Below are 17,662 nucleotides of genomic sequence, written 5' to 3' on the forward strand. Positions count from 1 at the left end.
TCTTAACGGGCTTGCCAATTGCTCAGGTTTCAATCACTTCAGAGCAATTATCTTTTGACAAGCAGAGAAGAATAATAGCTATGAGGCCTGTCAAAAGAAAGAACGAAGTATAAGAGCAACTAGGTCTCTGTCGTCGCCTTAAAGGCTTGCCAATCGCACAGTTTTCTAATAAAATTTAGACGTTAGATTTTTAGGTTTGTTTTTAGTAGAGTTGAGAGCAGCAGAGGTTGGAGAGGAGTAGATGAGTATGAAGAATTCCCTCGTACAGATAAGGAATCTTTCTTTTAAATATGATGAGAATGCGGATTATGCGTTGAAAGATGTGACGTTTGATATATATGAAGGGGAATGGTTGGCGATTGTTGGTCATAATGGATCAGGCAAGTCAACGATGGCTAAGCTTTTAAATGGCTTAAATTTCCCAAAGGAAGGCAGTATTACGGTAGATGGTTTGCTGCTATCAGAAGAAACGGTTTGGGACATACGAGATAAAATTGGGATGGTTTTTCAAAATCCCGATAACCAGTTTGTTGGTACGACTGTACAGGATGATGTGGCTTTTGGTTTAGAAAATCACGGCATCGAGAGAGAGGAAATGATTAAGCGTGTCCATGACGCGCTGGAGAGTGTGAAAATGGAACAGTTTCTTGATCAAGAGCCGCACCATTTATCAGGTGGCCAAAAGCAGCGTGTGGCCATTGCAGGGGTTCTAGCGCTTAGGCCAAATATCATTGTCTTGGACGAAGCGACCTCTATGTTAGACCCGCGTGGTCGTGAAGAGGTGTTAGAGACGATTAGGCAGTTAAAAGCATCGCAAGAAATGACTGTTATTTCCATCACACATGATTTAGAAGAAGCAGCAAAGGCTGATCGCATGATTGTGATGAATAAAGGACAGCTTTATCGGGAAGGTAGTCCGGAAGATATTTTCCAATTAGATGAAGAGTTGATTTCGTTAGGACTCGATATTCCATTCCCTGTGAAAATGAGCAAAATGTTAAAAGGCTTAAATATCCCAGTATCTAAGCATCATTTATCTGAAGAAGAATTGGTGGAAGAATTATGGACATCTCACTCAAAAATGTAGAATATCGCTATCAGGTCAATACGCCGTTTGAAAGATTAGCGATTCAAGATGTGTCTATAGATATTCCGTCTGGCACATTTCTCGCTTTAATAGGACATACTGGTTCTGGGAAATCGACCGTCCTACAACATTTAAATGCATTACTGAAACCTACAGCGGGCGAAGTTGTTATTGGTGAGAGAACGATTACTTCTGAAAAGAAACAGAAAGGCTTAAAAGCGATACGCCAAAAAGTAGCGATTGTGTTTCAATTTCCTGAGCATCAACTATTTGAAGAAACTGTAGAGAAGGATATTTGTTTTGGTCCGATGAATTTCGGTGTGAATGAAGAAGAAGCAAAAAGGCGAGCGCATGAAGCAATTAAACAAGTGGGCCTAGATGAGTCGATTTTACAAAAATCGCCGTTCGATCTTTCTGGTGGACAAATGCGCCGAGTTGCCATTGCTGGTGTATTAGCGATGCATCCTGATGTCATTGTGCTTGATGAACCAACAGCTGGCTTAGATCCTCGTGGGCGCAAAGAAATTATGGATATGTTTTATCAGCTTCATAAAGAGCGGAATTTATCTACGATTCTTGTAACGCATAGTATGGAGGATGCCTCACGCTATGCGGATAAGATTGCTATTATGCATAAAGGTGAAGTCTATAAAGTGGGCACACCACTCGAGATTTTCTCTGACCCGGAGCAATTGATAAAAATGGGCTTAGACGTACCAGAGGTTGTGAAGTTCCAGCAAAAGCTAGAGAAAACATTCGGCTATAAGTTTGCTAAAACATGCTTAACAATAGAGGAAATCAGTCAAGAAATGCCTCGCTTTTTAAAGAGAGGTGAAGCCTAATGATGGAAAAAATGATTTTTGGACGCTATGTTCCAGCTGATTCAGTGATTCACCGAATGGACCCGCGTTCCAAACTCATTATCGTTCTTTTATTCGTATGTGTTGTTTTTATCGCTAATAATGCGATTACGTATGGTGCCCTTGTTGTCTATACCTTATTAATGCTAGCGATGTCGAAAGTGCCGATGCGCTTTGTATTTGGCGGCTTAAAACTCGTCTTCATTTTGATTATTTTTACGTTCTTGATGCATATCTTTTTAACAAGAGAAGGACCGATTATTTTTGAATTAGGATGGTTTAAAGTTTACGAGGAAGGCTTGAGACAAGGGATATTTATCTCTTTACGCTTTTTCCTATTAATCTTAATCACATCGATACTAACGTTAACAACAGCCCCTATTGCGATTACAGACGGTTTAGAGAGTTTGTTAGGCCCACTTAAGAAGTTGAAGTTTCCGGTGCATGAGCTCGCTCTAATGATGTCTATCGCCTTAAGGTTTATTCCGACGCTCATGGAGGAAACAGATAAGATTATGAAGGCACAATCAGCAAGAGGCGTGGAGTTCTCTTCAGGCCCTGTAAAAGACCGTGTGATGGCGATTATTCCACTACTGATTCCGCTGTTTGTGAGTTCATTTAAACGAGCAGAGGAGCTTGCCACAGCAATGGAGGCTCGTGGTTATCGTGGAGGCGATGGACGGACAAGGTATCGTAAGCTTGTGTGGAGCGGTATTGATACCTTGATGTTGTTATTGCTTTTGGCTTTAACGATATTGTTAATTATATTTAGAACATAAAGAGGGCATATCATGAGAATCAAATGTATTATCGCTTACGATGGCACAGGCTTTGCGGGCTATCAAGTACAACCGAATAAACGGACTGTCCAGAGGGAGCTAGAATCAGCACTTACGAAGCTGCATAAGGGCAGTGAAGTGAAAGTTGTTGCTTCTGGCCGCACGGACGCTGGTGTTCATGCGGTGGGTCAAGTAATTCATTTCGATAGTCCTTTGCAGTTGCCTGAGGAGCGGTGGCCAGCTGCTTTGAATTCTATTCTGCCGAATGATGTTGTAGTAGAGGAAGCGGCCTATGTAGCAGAGGACTTCCATGCGCGATATCATGCTATAGGTAAGGAGTATCGCTACCGATTAATACGTACGAAGAAAAGCAACCCTTTTTTGCGACATTATGCTTATCAGTATTCCTTTCCAATAGATGTGGAGCGTATGCGCGAAGCCATCCCGTATTTATTAGGAGAACATGACTTTACGAGCTTTTGTTCAGCAAGGTCTGAAGTGGAAGATCGCGTGCGGAACATCTATGGGATTTATATTGAGGAACATGATGATGAGCTACTGTTCCGTTTTGTTGGTAACGGGTTTCTTTATAATATGATTCGCATTTTAATGGGAACCTTACTAGAGGTTGGTAAGGGCGAGCGAGAGCCACATGAAATAGAGAAGATTTTAGCGAAGAAAAACCGTATCTATGCTGGGAAAACAGCACCTGGTCATGGCCTGTATTTATGGCAAGTCTATTACGAAGAAAATATTGCTAATGATAAGTAAAGAGCGTCATTTGCTGGATTTGCGAGAAAAAATTCTTAAAACAACTAATCCAGGTGTAACATCGACTTGACAATCAGCTGGTAAAGTTATATTATAGCATATGGTATTATTATTAAAACCACGATAAGCCCCGGAATCTTATTGTGTAAGAATATATGAAACCAAAAATGATTATGATGGATTTAATTTAGGAGGGAAAACCGATGCGTACAACGTTTATGGCGAATGCAAACAATATCGAACGTAAATGGTACGTAGTTGATGCTGAAGGCAAAACTCTTGGACGTCTTGCTAGTGAAGTAGCATCAATTCTACGTGGTAAACATAAACCAACTTATACACCACATGTGGATACTGGTGATCATGTAATTATCTTGAACGCTTCTAAGATCGAATTAACTGGTAAGAAGCTTACTGATAAAATTTACTACCGCCACAGCATGCACCCTGGTGGTTTAAAAACTAGAACTGCTAATGAAATGCGTACAAACTACCCTGAGAGCATGTTAGAGCTTGCTATTAAAGGCATGCTTCCAAAGAACTCTCTTGGTCGTCAAATGTTTAAAAAATTACATGTTTACGCTGGTAGCGAACATGCGCACCAAGCACAACAACCAGAAGTTTACGAACTTCGTGGATAATTAATTAGGGGAGGTTATTAACTTGGCACAGGTTCAATATACTGGTACTGGTCGCCGTAAGAGCTCAGTAGCTCGCGTACGTTTAGTCCCTGGCGACGGTAAAATCGTTATCAATGGTCGTGAAATCAATGAATATATCCCGTTTGCAGCTTTACGTGAAGTTGTTAAACAACCACTAGTAGCTACTGAAACAGTAGGAAGCTACGACATTCTTGTAAATGTTAAAGGTGGTGGATACACTGGTCAAGCTGGCGCAATCCGCCACGGTATCGCTCGTGCGTTACTTCTAGCTGATCCAGAATACCGTCCAACACTAAAACGCGCTGGACTATTAACACGTGACGCTCGTATGAAAGAACGTAAAAAATACGGTCTTAAAGGCGCTCGTCGTGCACCTCAGTTCTCAAAACGTTAATAAACCTTATATACCAAGGTTTTGCCCTCTATGCTCTTATGAGCAGGGAGGGCTTTTTTATGTCCAAATTTGGAGTTGAATACGAATATCCCAAGCTAAAATTTCATGTACCTTTGGAACATCTCGGCTATTTTCTCCTTCGCTTCATCGGTCACATGAGTGTATATATCCATCGTGGTTTGAATATGGTGTATGAACGAATGAAAGAGGTCAGTCATATTGTAGGACTTGATTTACTTGATTACCTTATTGTCACCCACAAAAGTGAATATCGGAGTCTGAGAGAAATAGGAGACTTAGAACGTAGAACGATATTGAATAAATGAGGCTCAGTTAGGGGTACTCTCAGGATTAGTTTAAGAAAGACAGGTGATTGTTTATATCGGAGAGAATTTATAAAGAAATAAATAACTCAAGGTGGTTAGAAAATGGGAATGTCGGATTATTATAAAAAAATACGAGAAAAAGTCGGTAATGAACTTATTTTTATGCCTAGTGTAGCAGGGATTGTTCGAAACGATTTGGGAGAAATATTATTACAAAACAAAGGAAATGGCGAGAAGTGGAGTCTACCTGCTGGTGCAATTGAACTCGGAGAAGCACCAGCCGAAGCAGTTGTTCGTGAAGTATGGGAAGAGACAAGTTTATATGTTGTGCCCAAAAAGTTATTAGGTGTATTTGGTGGGAAAGACTTTCGTTATCAATATCCTAATGGTCATCAAGTGGAGTATAACGTCTTTATATTTGATTGCGTTATTCAAGGTGGTGAACTAAGTCCCATAGATAACGAAACGTTTAAACTTCAATATTATAGTCCAAGTAATATGCCTGAACTTGCTTTACCTTACCCTAAAGATTTATTTTTACATAATGAAAATAGTGAATTATATTTTCAGTGGAATGATCAGTGGTTAAAAAATCTTTCTCAAAAATAATTTTTGCTTGTTTAACAAACGGGGAAGGTTAGTTTAACATTGCATGGGATTTAAAGGGGGATAATATTGAAAAGGTTAGTTGTTATTACAGTAGGCAAAACGCATAGTGGCAAAAGTACATTTGCAAGAGATCTAGAAAAACAACTAGAAAATTCTTTCGTTTTAGATCAGGATAATCACGCTGAATTTATTAATACGTATTACCAAAAGTTACAACCGAAAACTGGAAATAATACTCTTAAACATTCTATCTCTAAGTTAATTGCTAATTATGCAATAGAAAACACAGATCTTCATATCATTGCTAGTAGTGCGAATCGAACTAAAAAGGGTAGAAAGTATTTGCTTGAAGAATTCTATGATAAAGATAAATTTACCCGTATCTTGGTTCATTTTGATATTCCAGATGAAATTCTAAAAGAACGGGTTACCAATAGTACACGTAATACCAATATATTTAGGGGTGCTTATTCTAATTTTGAGCAAGTGCTTATTCGTCAACAAGCTGAATCTTTACATAAGGATGTAGTAGACCCAGAAGAAGGGGAAGCAGACTATTTGATTGTAATTAAAGATAACAAAGATGTTAGTTCTGCCATCGAAGAAATTGTTAGTATATCTAAATGTAAATGATTATCTTTTGGTTTTAACTTAAAGACCTTTATGGTGCTAAAGGGTGCTTTAATGAAGTAAGAGAGATCTTTCTATAGTTCGTTATTTATGGGGGGAATTAAATTTATGCAATTTGCAATAATTGCTGATATTCATGGTAATGCACCAGCATTAAGAGCCGTTCTATCAGAAATAGACAATCTAAACAATATTGATCACATATATTGCTTAGGAGATATGATTGGTATAGGTCCCGAATCAAATGAAGTGTTGCAAATGTTATTCTCAAGATCCGATACTTCAATGATTACAGGGAATCATGATGAAGCTATATTAGCTTTAGCAAAAGGTCAAGAGTATCCTAAAAGTCATTCTCATGTTAAAAAACATCATCAATGGTTATTAGATAGAATGGATAAATATTTTATACAAAAATTAGACCAATTACCTCGAACTATAAAGCGAAACATAGAAGGTTGTTCAATCCTATTTATTCATTACCAAATTGAATACAACAAAATAAATGAACATATTAGTAAAGACCCGTTTAGTTCAATAGTTAATCCAAGTATAGAAAACTTAGAATCACTATATAACGACAAAAATGAAGATTTGATTTGTTTCGGTCATCATCATCCATTACATTATTTCATAGGTCATAACACTATTTATTTAAACCCTGGTTCACTTGGCTGTAATGATAAGCCAACAGCACCCTATGCAATCGTGACAATAAAGAATAACAAAATAAAAGTAAATATCAAAGAAGTACCATATGATAACTCTTCTTTCTTAAAGTCTTATCATAAGTTAAGGGTACCAGAACGTGATTTCATCCTAAAAGTTTTTCACGGTAATCAAATCTAATATTTATATTTGTTACTCAACTAACGGAGGCTTAGTTGAATAAGAATAACTAAAAAAGTCGATTCCTTGAGATGGAAATCGGCTTTTTTAATGGGTGACTTTTCCTTAGCGTTGTAAATCCGCATTTTCCTGAATCTACCCCTTAATGGACTATTTCGGGATGAATCATCCATTCAAGTTAGTTTCGGTTTTGTGGAGGCAAAACTTCACCATTAAACTCCAGATCAAGATTAAATAGAATTTTATCGGCCTTATGAAGTTTGTTAAGGTCTTGTTCCAAAATAGCATCCTGTATTAGCTGATTAGATAGGTTTAGTCTATCTTTAATAGACTGTGTTGCATTTCGTTTTTCAGCAAGTTCAATTGCTCCGTTCATATACGTTTCTATATTTTCAATTCCTTTTACGTCTGAAAAACTTGAAGTGTTTTCAAGAGAAGCATTTAGGATCATAGAAGTATTACGTATTCCATCTGAAATCGTTCCATTGTCTTCAAGATTTTCATCTAGTGCTGTGGCAACAACATCTTCGTTATTTTTTACATTGGTGGATTCAAGCGCTTTGGTATTATTTCCACTAAATCCAAACCAAGCAGTCGCAATAACCACAGAAGCAATACTAGTTAGTATAATTCCTCTCATTTTAAAAACACCTCCGTATTTCATAATAACAACGCCTACCATTTTTTTCAATAAAGATAGGAGTTGTAAAAAATAAAATATTAAAAATATTCATATATATGGTAATATTTATATATACAATGCAAAGATAAAAGGGGAGGGGATAATTGAGAGAATTGACTAAAACTACTATGAACAACCTCTATGAGAATATCAGATAGATATCAATTAATTTTAAGAGGATGTGAGAAGAATGAGTGTTATAAAAAAAGCTACTGGTGTCTTATTGTTATTGTTAGTCTTCTATTCGGGTCAAGTTTTTGCTGACGAATCAGCATCTACAGAAAAAACTGATAGCAATACTCCAGTCTCCTTCGATGGAGAAACTGAAAAGATAGAAGAACATATTTCTTCAAAGAGGTCTGAATCCAGTGAAAGTGTTTCACCTTCTTATCAGGGGACTGGCGAAGTGCTAACAGATGAAGAAAAAATAGACATTCCGGAAGAAATCAAAGACCTAATCGATAAAGAAAATGAAAGCATAAACTCGCCCTTCATAGAACCATTTTCTATCATTGGGGCTGATAATAGAACAAAAATAAGCAATACAACCTCCTATCCGAATCGAGCAATTGTAAAAATAAATGCCTTATTTCCTAATGACTTGACTACTGTCTATGGCTGTACTGGATTTATGGTTAGTCCAGATACTGTTGTTACAGCTGGTCATTGTATATACAGCCATGATGACGGTGGCTGGGCTGAAATAGTAAACGTAGCTCCGGGAAGAAATGGTAATTCGTACCCGTATGGCACTCATACTATGGAGACATTATATTCTGTAACTGGTTGGACTAGAGACGAGAACGCATCTTACGATTATGGTGCGATTAAATTAAGCAGTAATGTTGGGAACAATACAGGTTGGTTAGGTTTTAGGTCTTATACTTCTGTTGTTGGATTAAACGCTTCTGTAACTGGCTACCCATGTGATAAGCCAACAGGAACAATGTGGACACATGCCGGTCCGATAGAATTCCAACAAAGTTATCAAATAAGGTATAATATGGATACATATGGTTGTCAGAGCGGATCTCCAGTATATCGAAACTATACAGATACTGGTCAAACGGCCGTGGGTATTCATGCGTATGGCACCAGTCCTTCAGCTAATATGAACAAAGGCACTAGAATTACTCAGGCTGTGTTTGATAATATTAATGATTGGAAAGATAGATGAAGAAAATACTAGCTGTAGTTTTAATATTTTTACTTGTAGGTTGTCAACAGGAATCAGAAATTAAAACCAATGTTACAATAACTGTTGTGGATACTAGTAACAAACCGGTTCAGAATATAGAAGTTTCACTTTTAGATAAAAGTAGCGACTCTGAGCAAGGAATACAATTAGGGTCAACAGACTCGGAAGGAACTATTACTGGAAAGTTAAAGGTAGGAGTGACTTACGAAGCGGCACTTATTATAAACGATGAAACAACTCAATATGAAGAATTTATAGTATCAGAAAAGGATTCAGAAAATCAGTTTACATTTAAACTAAGCAAGTAACAGGCGATTCAGAGTTACTAGTTTAATAAATGGTTTGTTAATAGTTTATGTATACAATAACTATTGTAATCAATGAGCTAATGATGTACATCATTAGCTCATTTCTTTTTCGATTCCTTTATATTCGATATTAATAAAATTTCTCCTCATCACACTCAATCTTCCTCATATAAACTATCAAGGCGATTACCAACTTCCTGCAAGTTTGGCGTTGTATAAATCATCGTCGTCTTCGGGTCATCATGCCCGGCCAGCTGCGTGAGTGTCGTTAGTGGTACATGCTCGGCCGTTTGGTAAAGAAATGTATGTCTGAGCACATGCGGATGAAGCGTTCCTTTTTTAAAACCGTAGCAATCATTTAATCTTGCTAGAATGTCCTGCACATTACGTACACTAATACGGCCACCTCGATTAGAGATAAAAACTGCGGGGTGGTTGTCTTCACGTTCACTCAGGTATTCTGTTAATTTTCTTCTGAGCTCTTTCGGTGCGAGCTTTGTTTCCTTTTCCCGACACTTGAATCGTGCCGGTTCTTTCACGTATATCTATGTGACTTTTGATCAAGTTCACGAGTTCTGACACTCGAAGCCCTGTGTAGATAAGTGTATAAATAAGAGCGACACGCATTTTTCCTCCTTTTTTCCATTCTCCATTAAGTTTACGATTCATCTTTTCAATTTCTCTTTTAATTTTGGCGATATCGACACTATCGACTGATTTCCTTTCCATACTGACAATTTTTTCTTCTGGGTACTCATTCCCGTTCATTCGATCCTGCCAATTGTGATATTTAAGAAAACTTGAAATAATCGAATATTCCTTTTGTCTGGTTGCGATTTTTTTATCTTCCCTTTTCTGGAAATAATAACGGATGTCATATTCTGTTAATCGATTTATGTCTCCGCTACCATCTTCCACAATATTTAGAAAGTTGTGAAGCGTGTATTGAAATGTACGAAATGTCGCTTGACAGTCAAATTTTTTATTTTCCATAAATTGTATAATAATAGGATTCACATTTTTTACCACCTTATGTATAATTCAGAGATTAGATTCCACGCAGTTATTTTTCTTCGTTACGAAACAGTCGAATGCGACCTCGTAAAATCGGCAAAATCGATTAACTACGTGGAATCTAACATTCTACGCAGTTTTTATTTTGAGCTTAAATGCACGGATTTAGATTGTAATTTTGTTTTTCTCTTCATTTTTTGAATTTCGAATAAAAACTCTCGTTGAGTTTTCAAATTTAAAAAATAAGATACTCTCCATCAGTATAAATCAAATCATCATGTGACTAGGTTGCCTCTATTGATATAATTCACTGCTCTTCAGAAGCTCCGGAAGTTCAGAATGGAATGGGATTCGAAACCTTTGGACCAATGATCTGAGCTCAATTCGGCTAAAAAAGATAAGGAAATTCAAAAAAGAATAAGGGTTCTGAAATATTTCTTAATAAAAGTATGAGTCACATTTAGAAGTCTGTTTAAATATGGACTTAGTAGAGCACTTAGTCTAATAGATTCTTATACTTCAACTAATCTAGGCGTTAGTCGAAAAAAGTTCTAAAAAGCCTGTATTAATGATTACTTGGTAATCTGCCACACAGGCTTTAGCTATACGCAAATGATTAATCTGCTATTTCAGAATTTTTAACTCATACATTTATAATTCTAGATACATCATCTTAATTGAAAAATGATGGGGGCGAATGGGCATGTAGAATTACATATAAAAGAATAGGAAAGAAGAGGTTATTTCAAACTTTTTATCCTTCATCAATTGTTGGAGCAATTTTTAGCCCATCCACCATCTTTTGAAAACAAATATCACATAAATCGAACGAATATGTATTACCATCTCTTTTGCTGCCGTATCCGAAGGTGATTGAGAAGGAGGCAAATTCTTCTTCCTGTTCATTTCGATCAAATTCAGTTCCAGTATGATTAATAGTGTCTCCGCATTTATTGCAAATTGTTTTTTCCACTACTTCTTTTTCTATCGTTTCTTTTATTATCTTAAATTTTTTCATGTTTTTATTCTCCCTTCTTTTGTTTTTCACCTTACATTCTACTTTGTATATTAACATAGGCAGTGGTGAAGTATGCTAGAAGCATGGTTATGAATCATAGAAGATAAGTAATTACTGTCCGTCCTTCCAGACAGGTGTACGTACAGATTTTCTTTTCATGTATGTTCGACAAAGCTGTTAGTGCTTGGCTGGAATGCATAGCGGGCGAAGCCCATTGGTCTTCCCGAAATGAAGCAGCAATCCGAATGGATTTCTGCTGGAATGAAGGAGGGGTCTTCGAGTAAGTTGGAATCTCTGAATGGAGATTCCAAATGAGCACCCGCAGGGCAAGAACAGGGATGCGCAAGCATTCATGTTCGCAGTAAGGGGGACGGTCAGCTATGCTGACTGACAAATGAGCGTAGCGAGGCTTGTCATACGTCCCCCTTATACTCTTTCCCCGATTCCGCACCGTATAGACCCACAGCTATTTCAAAACACCCGCAAAGCGTTGGTGCGTATACCGGGGCGTTACTTCTAAGCGGATTCAGACCCGGCGACCCCGATGGCCCTCGGTTTCAGCAAACCCGCGCCATTACAAATTTCCGCATGACCCTCGGGTCGCATTTCGGGGCGTTGCCGTATGACAAGTTCCTCGGCGTCCATCAGCCCCATTTTTCGCCCAGTTATCATCAAATCAGGACCACTTCTGGGCGAGCTCACCGCGGGATATCGTCACGGAATACGCCCAGAGATTCCACTCCAGAGCTGTCCGATTCACAAAGGGGAAGCTATCAAAAAAGCTGGTAGAGAGACTGACCGCCAGGGAGGGCGAACATCAAGAAAAGAACCTCAATTAATATTCTTTTATTCAAGCAGCGTGGACGAAGTGGAGGCGGTTATATGCCTAAAAATAAAGCCCTTGTACGCACACGGTGCGAGCTAAAAAAGTCAGGAAAAACCACCGAAACGAAGGAAGGCTCCGCGCTGATTGAATAAAGATTTACGTGACTTTTGTGTGGGAAGCCCCGAGTGGTTATACGAGCGTAAGCGAGAGAGTTAAGAAAGACCACCGAGGGGCGCGGGACCCGCGCAAGAAGGCACGAGCTGCACTCAGTAACTCACTGCCAATAAAGCGGTCTAATGGCGCTCTGGTATTCCTAAATATAAGCTCTGCTGACCAAAAAAAGGACGGTTATCCACTCAGAGATAACGGTCCGGTATTTCGCTCTCAATCACTGAAAAACGCTCTTTTATGTTTGTATGACATGTATGATTTATCGTCGTCCAAAAGCTCTCTTGTACTTACAAAAATCACCGATCTGCTGACTAAAAAAAAAGAACCAACAAGCCTCAAAAAGGCTGTCAGTTCTCAGGTTAAGCCGGTATAGATTCTTTAGTATTAACCGAGCGTAAAATCGTCTCACGAGCATCGCCAAAGCGCTCAGATTCACTACTTTCACGCACTTTGACACTCCATAAGTCACGCCCAAAAAGTTGTTGTAATACGGGATACAGCGCTTTGTAGATAAACGTTTGGATTTTGTCTTGATCTTTAGCTACGGCAGGAATATAGAGCTTTAATAACAACTGATCGTTTATCATTTTGCTCTCTATATTTACGCCTCGATATCCTTCAGGTGTATCAATCGGTAGCTCCGATTCATCGGGGTAACAAACGGATTCATTCTATAAAAACTCGAATAACACTGGGTCTACAAGGGTTTCGTATTCATCTAAAGACCGTGGCGTAATTTCAGTTTGAAGGCTCACCAGTGCCGTTGCCAAGAATTTTAGTTTCTCTATGATGGTTTCACTCATAGGTAAATAGCTAACCAGTCCAATATATTTATAACTGCCATAAAAAATCGCCCCTTATCTCAAAAAATTAGATTCTTTACTTTTTCATGTGACTTATCGGGTTGCGATTAGGCAACCGTCTTCTTGATTGCGCACACCATGCCACACACCATGTCGCACAGGATGCGCATTTCATCTCACATCTTATACGCACACGATAAACCAGTACGAATCACAAATCTTTATGCGCACGTCATCTCATACGGTATGTCGCACACCATGCCATACGGTGTTTCACATACCATACGCATAGCCCTCATGCGCACGTCATGTCACATGGTATATCACACACCATGTGCAATCTCATACGCACTTTTATATGCTCACGACATGCCGCATGGTATTTCACATACCATTTCATATGAGATACGTACTCCATGCGACATACCGTAAACACATATCCTAAATCCCTTGCCCTGCGCATGACATGTCACACAGTGTTCGGCACGTTATGTTGCACGGTATGTTGTACGTCATACGGTACGGTATGTGACACGATATACGACACTTTATACCACATGTTATGTCGCACGGTATTTCACATACCATTTCACACGAGATACGCATAGCGTGCTTCACAAAAAAAAGACCCACACTGAGTTATCAGCATGGGCATGAAATAAATAAAAAGAGGAGTTGGAGTCAATGAGTTTCAAGCCTTTAATCGGTCAGCGAATCGCTGACTTTTATGGGTTTTTTGGTTTTACTATTCGATGACATCAAATTGAATTCGAGGTTCATATCGGAATAAATTAGTTTGATTTCCGAATGTATCTTCTAAGTAAATAGCAAATACTTCATAGGTTCCTGTTGGTGCATCAATAGGGAGGGGGCGTTTAAAATCAAACGTTGTGCCGTTAAATGTAGCAAAGGCGTTGTATTGCACACCTGTACCGATATGTCTTACATATAAATAAACGGATTCAACGCCACTCTCGTCTTCGGCATCAATTTCGATATGAACGGTCTCCCCAGCTTTATACTCGGTTTTTTCAATCGAGATATTTTTCAGAGTTGGTGCAGCGATGTCTGTGATACCACCTACAACTTCAAATGTAATACCCGGATTAAAAACGTTTGTTTCATTCCCAGCATTATCACGTAGCGTAAGATATTGAATCTTGTATTCACCACTTAGAGAGTTATCAGGCAATGAAATGCGGATCTCGTGTTTTCCGTTTATTTCAGATGAGAATCCCCATAATCGATATTCTTGTGAAATCCCATGAATGATAGAGGCATAGACAAATTCCATTCCAGATTGGTCATCCGTTGCATCTACGGTTAATACAATTTCATCTCCAGGTTGGTATTGTGCTTTATCAAAAGACGCCTGATGATAGATGGGCTTATCCGTATCAACTGGCTCTCCGATTAATTGGAACGTGGCATTAAGTCCACCAGGGTAAAACGTATCGGTCCTTACACCAGCCGTATCTAAAATGGATATAGCCTGAATGACATAATCACCGGGTGGTGCTGCTACAGGAAGCGTAATCGCTACATCTGTTCCGTTGTCTGTATACGGTATGTTTTGGCTATAAAATAATCGTTTCGTCTCTTTATGTTCAATTTGAACCCATACATAATCAATTGGATTGGTTCCAACTTCGCTATATACGGTTAATTCTATTGGATCACCAGCGTCAAAGGTTTTCTGTGTGAATTCAACACTCAGAAATTTCGGGGCGACAAACGATTCGGCGTTTGCTCCAGTAGGAATCATTAGGAGCATGAAAGCAACAAGGGTTACAGCAGATACTAATAGTTTTCGTGTAATCAAGAATAAAACCTCCTATAATATGTATTCAAGTATACGTATCGGGCTATCTCGCATCATTTTGAAGCATTCACCTGTGAAAAGGCTAAGCGAAAAAAGAACCCATACTGAACGAGGAACAGTATGGGCTAAGTGTAATTGGAGTAGGAGCCAATTGGTTGATCGGTCAGCGAGTAGCTGACTTTTTGAGGGTGTAAGAGTTGAGGAATTCAATTAACTCAGTAAATGTTAATCGTTGTCGTAATGGTTACATCAATAGGAGCAGAAATTTCGATAAGGTTGCCGATTAGACTGCCGATGTTGATGTCAAAATGAAAGATGGTTACAGCGATGCTCACTGTGATCGCTATGGATACAAAAATCGCAATTTTCTTGAAGTTTTTCATCGTATCACGTCCTTTCTGATGAAAAGAGGGGGGGTGAATTACCCTTCAGCCCGTTTATCGGGCGTGACTTGTTCACGCTACCACCTATACTAATAAAGAAGACTTGAGTTCATAACTACATCTGTTATCAAAAAGGTTCTAGTTCTGTTAACAAGAAAAAACCGATAGCTTTACCAGCTATCGGGGCGTCATTACATATTTCCTTCAGGTTCGCATTCATGTTCAGTTAAGCAGATGGCATTGCAAGCTGTCCCTCCGCAATCTGAATAAACAACTATATCGTCAATCGGCTTATCGTTACAGCAATTACAACATGAACCTGTCATTCTATCACTACTGTCATATGGTAGATCATAAAAATCACTACTTGGAATCATAACAATTCGCTCTTTATTAATTCCGCATTCTAGTAGACTGTCAAGCATACGTTTTTCATCTACTGGGCTGTGGTAGTATACCTTCCAGTTTGCTTTCTCTGAAGTTTTAAGATCTATTTCTTTAAAATACGGAATATCTACACCGGACAGTGAATGACCGATAACAATAATTTCATCGACATCTACTCCCTGCAATCGTCTGAGATTATGCATATATTTTCGTATATCTTTATAGGTTTCTCTTAAGTAATTTTCCATTGCCCCATGAATGCTCATTGCCTTTTCATTCTGTTGAACTTCTGCTTCAAGTCGCCCCACTTTCATCGAATCTATTATTTCTAGATTACCATGGCCTAAAACGGGATCTAAATCTTCTTCTCGTATAGATCCATGTATATGAATGACTTTAGATGGGTCGATCTGGTAGAGGTTTTCCAGTACTTCGGTATAGTTAAAGCTAATATAAAGAGCTTCATTGTTGGGACTTATCTTAGTAGTTCTAGGTCTAGTGTGTTCAAGGCTAATAGTTTTTACCCAATCGTCTAGATAAACAGCTAATTGCTCAATGTATTGATATTTACGCGCGTGATGTGCATCTAATGTATCAATAATGCCATCTTCATTCTCCAATCCCAAGTCCATGTGAATAGCATTATCAATAATATAATCTAGTTCAATATTGGCTAGGTTGGTTTCCAATTCATACCAGAGTAAATCGTTTCTGCTTTGAATAAATGCGTCCACCGAATAGTAGGGGTCAGAAAAGTCAGGTTGGTATATAGAATAGGTTTCTTCAAAGGACATTAAAAATTCCCAATTCGTATCGTCAAGAAATGTTCGGAAATCCAAATATCTAGTAGGTAAACAATGCCCTCGATCAAAACCATTTCCGATAATAAAAAGCTTCAAGTTTAAATACCTCCATTATTAATTATCATAGAATAGCAGTGCATCTAAGCGAAGTTCTCCAAGTGAATAAGGGTGCGTTGTAGGCCACTTTTCCAGGCTAGAATAGTAGCTGTTATGCCCTTGTATTGCATATCGATAATCATCGACGCTCACCTCAAGTATAAACTTCATGTTTTTAAACTGTATCTCATTTTTCTACAATTTTACTATTTTCTTTCATAAAAAGAGGCATTTTGGATTCCCAAGTCCGTTTAGTCAGACGGACCAAATAAATGGCAGCTAATAAGCAGGAAAAAGCATCAATCAGGTAGAATTGAAATGGCGTTCAACACCGCATGCAACGTCTCATGAGAATATGATTAGATATTTATGGTATGTCACACGGTATGCAGCATCGTTTACTACCTTGTGTTTTCGTAAGGTCTCCTCAGTTTTTCGTTTAGTAATGTGCTATAATATGAGTATAATTGGAATTATTTCACATAGCTATAGGGGGATTTTATATGATTATACTCTTCCAGCGATCACAGATGATGAGATCCCTTTCGATATACCTAATAGCTGGAGATGGGTGAGACTTATTGATATTTTATTCGATAAACCTACAAACGGTTATTCCCCAAAAGGGGTTAGCTATCAAACAAAAAAATTTAACTTTAACCGCAACCACATCTGGTATATTTAATAAAGATGCATATAAATATGTTGATATCGAAATAGATAGTAATTCATCTTATTGGTTAAGAAAGAATGATTTGCTAGTTCAACGTAGTAATTCAAGGGAATATGTAGGTGCAAGCTGTATTTATGACGGTGGAGAAAATGAATTCATATATCCTGATTTGATGATGAAAATGAGGGTGTATCCATTAGTATCGTTAAAATATATTGATTATGCCCTTAAAGCTCCTTTTAATCGGAAGTACTTTAAAGAGAATGCTTCTGGGACCTCAGAAAGTATGCCAAAAATTAATCAAGGTATAGTAAGCAATACATTAATTCCACTCCCACCTTTAGAAGAACAAAAAAGAATCGTAGCAAAGATCGAAGAAATGCTACCGTATTGTAAACATCTTATTAAACAAAATGTAATAGGTACCTTAAAGACGAGTTTACTCCTGTGATATTGCATAAAGCCAAAGTAGCTGTTTTAACCATAATGTTAAAAGGCTATATGGCTTTTT

Annotated in this window: 19 protein-coding genes and 1 pseudogene; 13 read left to right on the forward strand and 7 right to left on the reverse strand. The window is 38.1% G+C overall.

Annotation, left to right across the window (positions count from 1 at the left end):
* Positions 1 to 247: 247 nt before the first annotated feature.
* The 10 genes from MKX83_RS00860 (at position 248) to MKX83_RS00905 (ending at position 6,967) form a co-directional block, all read left to right on the forward strand.
* Complete coding sequence (locus MKX83_RS00860) at positions 248 to 1,087, forward strand: energy-coupling factor ABC transporter ATP-binding protein (RefSeq protein ID WP_307317062.1); 840 nt, start codon at positions 248 to 250, stop codon at positions 1,085 to 1,087.
* On the forward strand, positions 1,063 to 1,929 hold the full coding sequence (locus MKX83_RS00865; RefSeq protein WP_095371195.1) for an energy-coupling factor ABC transporter ATP-binding protein: 867 nt from the start codon (positions 1,063 to 1,065) through the stop codon (positions 1,927 to 1,929). Before MKX83_RS00860 ends, MKX83_RS00865 begins: the two co-directional genes overlap by 25 nt.
* A complete protein-coding gene (locus MKX83_RS00870; protein ID WP_095371194.1) occupies positions 1,929 to 2,726 on the forward strand; it encodes an energy-coupling factor transporter transmembrane component T family protein in 798 nt (265 codons plus the stop codon). Before MKX83_RS00865 ends, MKX83_RS00870 begins: the two co-directional genes overlap by 1 nt.
* A 9-nt stretch (positions 2,727 to 2,735) precedes the next feature.
* Positions 2,736 to 3,497 carry a tRNA pseudouridine(38-40) synthase TruA gene (truA, locus tag MKX83_RS00875; RefSeq protein WP_095371193.1) on the forward strand — a complete coding sequence of 254 codons (762 nt, stop codon included), beginning with the start codon at positions 2,736 to 2,738 and terminating at the stop codon, positions 3,495 to 3,497.
* A 203-nt stretch (positions 3,498 to 3,700) separates the two neighbouring features.
* The gene (rplM, locus tag MKX83_RS00880) at positions 3,701 to 4,138 is read left to right on the forward strand and encodes a 50S ribosomal protein L13 (RefSeq protein WP_095371192.1); all 438 of its coding nucleotides are present in this window, start codon (positions 3,701 to 3,703) and stop codon (positions 4,136 to 4,138) included.
* Positions 4,139 to 4,160: 22 nt separating this feature from the next.
* Positions 4,161 to 4,553, forward strand: a complete 393-nt coding sequence (rpsI, locus tag MKX83_RS00885) for a 30S ribosomal protein S9 (protein WP_095371191.1) — start codon at positions 4,161 to 4,163, stop codon at positions 4,551 to 4,553.
* A gap of 59 nt (positions 4,554 to 4,612) precedes the next feature.
* Positions 4,613 to 4,879, forward strand: coding sequence for a hypothetical protein (locus MKX83_RS00890; protein WP_341053579.1), 267 nt, complete (start codon positions 4,613 to 4,615; stop codon positions 4,877 to 4,879).
* 102 nt (positions 4,880 to 4,981) lie between these two features.
* Complete coding sequence (locus MKX83_RS00895; protein ID WP_341053581.1) at positions 4,982 to 5,488, forward strand: NUDIX hydrolase; 507 nt, start codon at positions 4,982 to 4,984, stop codon at positions 5,486 to 5,488.
* 66 nt (positions 5,489 to 5,554) lie between these two features.
* Positions 5,555 to 6,121 carry an AAA family ATPase gene (locus MKX83_RS00900; RefSeq protein WP_341053583.1) on the forward strand — a complete coding sequence of 189 codons (567 nt, stop codon included), beginning with the start codon at positions 5,555 to 5,557 and terminating at the stop codon, positions 6,119 to 6,121.
* A gap of 105 nt (positions 6,122 to 6,226) precedes the next feature.
* Positions 6,227 to 6,967 (forward strand): metallophosphoesterase family protein, encoded by a 741-nt coding sequence (locus tag MKX83_RS00905; RefSeq protein WP_341053584.1) that lies wholly within the window; start codon positions 6,227 to 6,229, stop codon positions 6,965 to 6,967.
* 178 nt (positions 6,968 to 7,145) lie between these two features.
* Here MKX83_RS00905 and MKX83_RS00910 read toward each other — a convergent pair whose 3' ends face one another.
* Positions 7,146 to 7,631, reverse strand: a complete 486-nt coding sequence (locus MKX83_RS00910) for a hypothetical protein (protein WP_341053586.1) — start codon at positions 7,629 to 7,631, stop codon at positions 7,146 to 7,148.
* Positions 7,632 to 7,839: 208 nt separating this feature from the next.
* Between MKX83_RS00910 and MKX83_RS00915 the strand changes: the two genes are divergently transcribed.
* On the forward strand, positions 7,840 to 8,826 hold the full coding sequence (locus MKX83_RS00915; protein WP_341053589.1) for a trypsin-like serine peptidase: 987 nt from the start codon (positions 7,840 to 7,842) through the stop codon (positions 8,824 to 8,826).
* Complete coding sequence (locus MKX83_RS00920) at positions 8,823 to 9,155, forward strand: DUF2606 family protein (protein ID WP_307316920.1); 333 nt, start codon at positions 8,823 to 8,825, stop codon at positions 9,153 to 9,155. Before MKX83_RS00915 ends, MKX83_RS00920 begins: the two co-directional genes overlap by 4 nt.
* 155 nt (positions 9,156 to 9,310) lie before the next feature.
* Here the strand turns inward: MKX83_RS00920 and MKX83_RS24560 are convergent.
* The 6 genes and pseudogenes from MKX83_RS24560 to MKX83_RS00955 all read right to left on the reverse strand — a co-directional run bounded on the left by MKX83_RS24560 (position 9,311) and on the right by MKX83_RS00955 (position 16,478).
* A pseudogene (locus MKX83_RS24560) lies at positions 9,311 to 10,148 on the reverse strand (tyrosine-type recombinase/integrase).
* 775 nt (positions 10,149 to 10,923) lie between these two features.
* A complete protein-coding gene (locus MKX83_RS00935; RefSeq protein WP_341053596.1) occupies positions 10,924 to 11,187 on the reverse strand; it encodes a hypothetical protein in 264 nt (87 codons plus the stop codon).
* A 1,356-nt stretch (positions 11,188 to 12,543) separates the two neighbouring features.
* Positions 12,544 to 12,771, reverse strand: a complete 228-nt coding sequence (locus MKX83_RS00940; protein WP_341053598.1) for a hypothetical protein — start codon at positions 12,769 to 12,771, stop codon at positions 12,544 to 12,546.
* A 961-nt stretch (positions 12,772 to 13,732) separates the two neighbouring features.
* Positions 13,733 to 14,809 (reverse strand): hypothetical protein, encoded by a 1,077-nt coding sequence (locus MKX83_RS00945; RefSeq protein WP_341053601.1) that lies wholly within the window; start codon positions 14,807 to 14,809, stop codon positions 13,733 to 13,735.
* Between the two features lie 215 nt (positions 14,810 to 15,024).
* A complete protein-coding gene (locus MKX83_RS00950) occupies positions 15,025 to 15,192 on the reverse strand; it encodes a hypothetical protein (RefSeq protein WP_341053604.1) in 168 nt (55 codons plus the stop codon).
* A 191-nt stretch (positions 15,193 to 15,383) separates the two neighbouring features.
* Entirely contained in the window at positions 15,384 to 16,478 is a 1,095-nt protein-coding gene (locus MKX83_RS00955; RefSeq protein WP_341053607.1) for a bacteriophage abortive infection AbiH family protein, read from the reverse strand.
* Positions 16,479 to 17,059: 581 nt separating this feature from the next.
* Between MKX83_RS00955 and MKX83_RS00960 the strand changes: the two genes are divergently transcribed.
* Positions 17,060 to 17,602, forward strand: coding sequence for a restriction endonuclease subunit S (locus tag MKX83_RS00960; RefSeq protein ID WP_341053610.1), 543 nt, complete (start codon positions 17,060 to 17,062; stop codon positions 17,600 to 17,602).
* Positions 17,603 to 17,662: the final 60 nt, after the last annotated feature.

Origin of the sequence: Cytobacillus sp. FSL M8-0252 (assembly GCF_038007345.1) — a bacterium.
GTDB lineage: Bacteria > Bacillota > Bacilli > Bacillales > Cytobacillaceae > Cytobacillus > Cytobacillus kochii.

Bases quoted from the DNA above. Each gene is read 5' to 3' on its own strand.
- MKX83_RS00860 (WP_307317062.1), top strand. From the start codon at position 248: ATGAAGAATTCCCTCGTACAGATAAGGAATCTTTCTTTTAAATATGAT.
- MKX83_RS00865 (WP_095371195.1), top strand. From the start codon at position 1,063: ATGGACATCTCACTCAAAAATGTAGAATATCGCTATCAGGTCAATACG.
- MKX83_RS00870 (WP_095371194.1), top strand. From the start codon at position 1,929: ATGATGGAAAAAATGATTTTTGGACGCTATGTTCCAGCTGATTCAGTG.
- rplM (WP_095371192.1), top strand. From the start codon at position 3,701: ATGCGTACAACGTTTATGGCGAATGCAAACAATATCGAACGTAAATGG.
- MKX83_RS00890 (WP_341053579.1), top strand. From the start codon at position 4,613: ATGTCCAAATTTGGAGTTGAATACGAATATCCCAAGCTAAAATTTCAT.
- MKX83_RS00895 (WP_341053581.1), top strand. From the start codon at position 4,982: ATGGGAATGTCGGATTATTATAAAAAAATACGAGAAAAAGTCGGTAAT.
- MKX83_RS00905 (WP_341053584.1), top strand. From the start codon at position 6,227: ATGCAATTTGCAATAATTGCTGATATTCATGGTAATGCACCAGCATTA.
- MKX83_RS00910 (WP_341053586.1), bottom strand. From the start codon at position 7,631: ATGAAATACGGAGGTGTTTTTAAAATGAGAGGAATTATACTAACTAGT.
- MKX83_RS00915 (WP_341053589.1), top strand. From the start codon at position 7,840: ATGAGTGTTATAAAAAAAGCTACTGGTGTCTTATTGTTATTGTTAGTC.
- MKX83_RS00920 (WP_307316920.1), top strand. From the start codon at position 8,823: ATGAAGAAAATACTAGCTGTAGTTTTAATATTTTTACTTGTAGGTTGT.
- MKX83_RS00935 (WP_341053596.1), bottom strand. From the start codon at position 11,187: ATGAAAAAATTTAAGATAATAAAAGAAACGATAGAAAAAGAAGTAGTG.
- MKX83_RS00940 (WP_341053598.1), bottom strand. From the start codon at position 12,771: ATGATAAACGATCAGTTGTTATTAAAGCTCTATATTCCTGCCGTAGCT.
- MKX83_RS00950 (WP_341053604.1), bottom strand. From the start codon at position 15,192: ATGAAAAACTTCAAGAAAATTGCGATTTTTGTATCCATAGCGATCACA.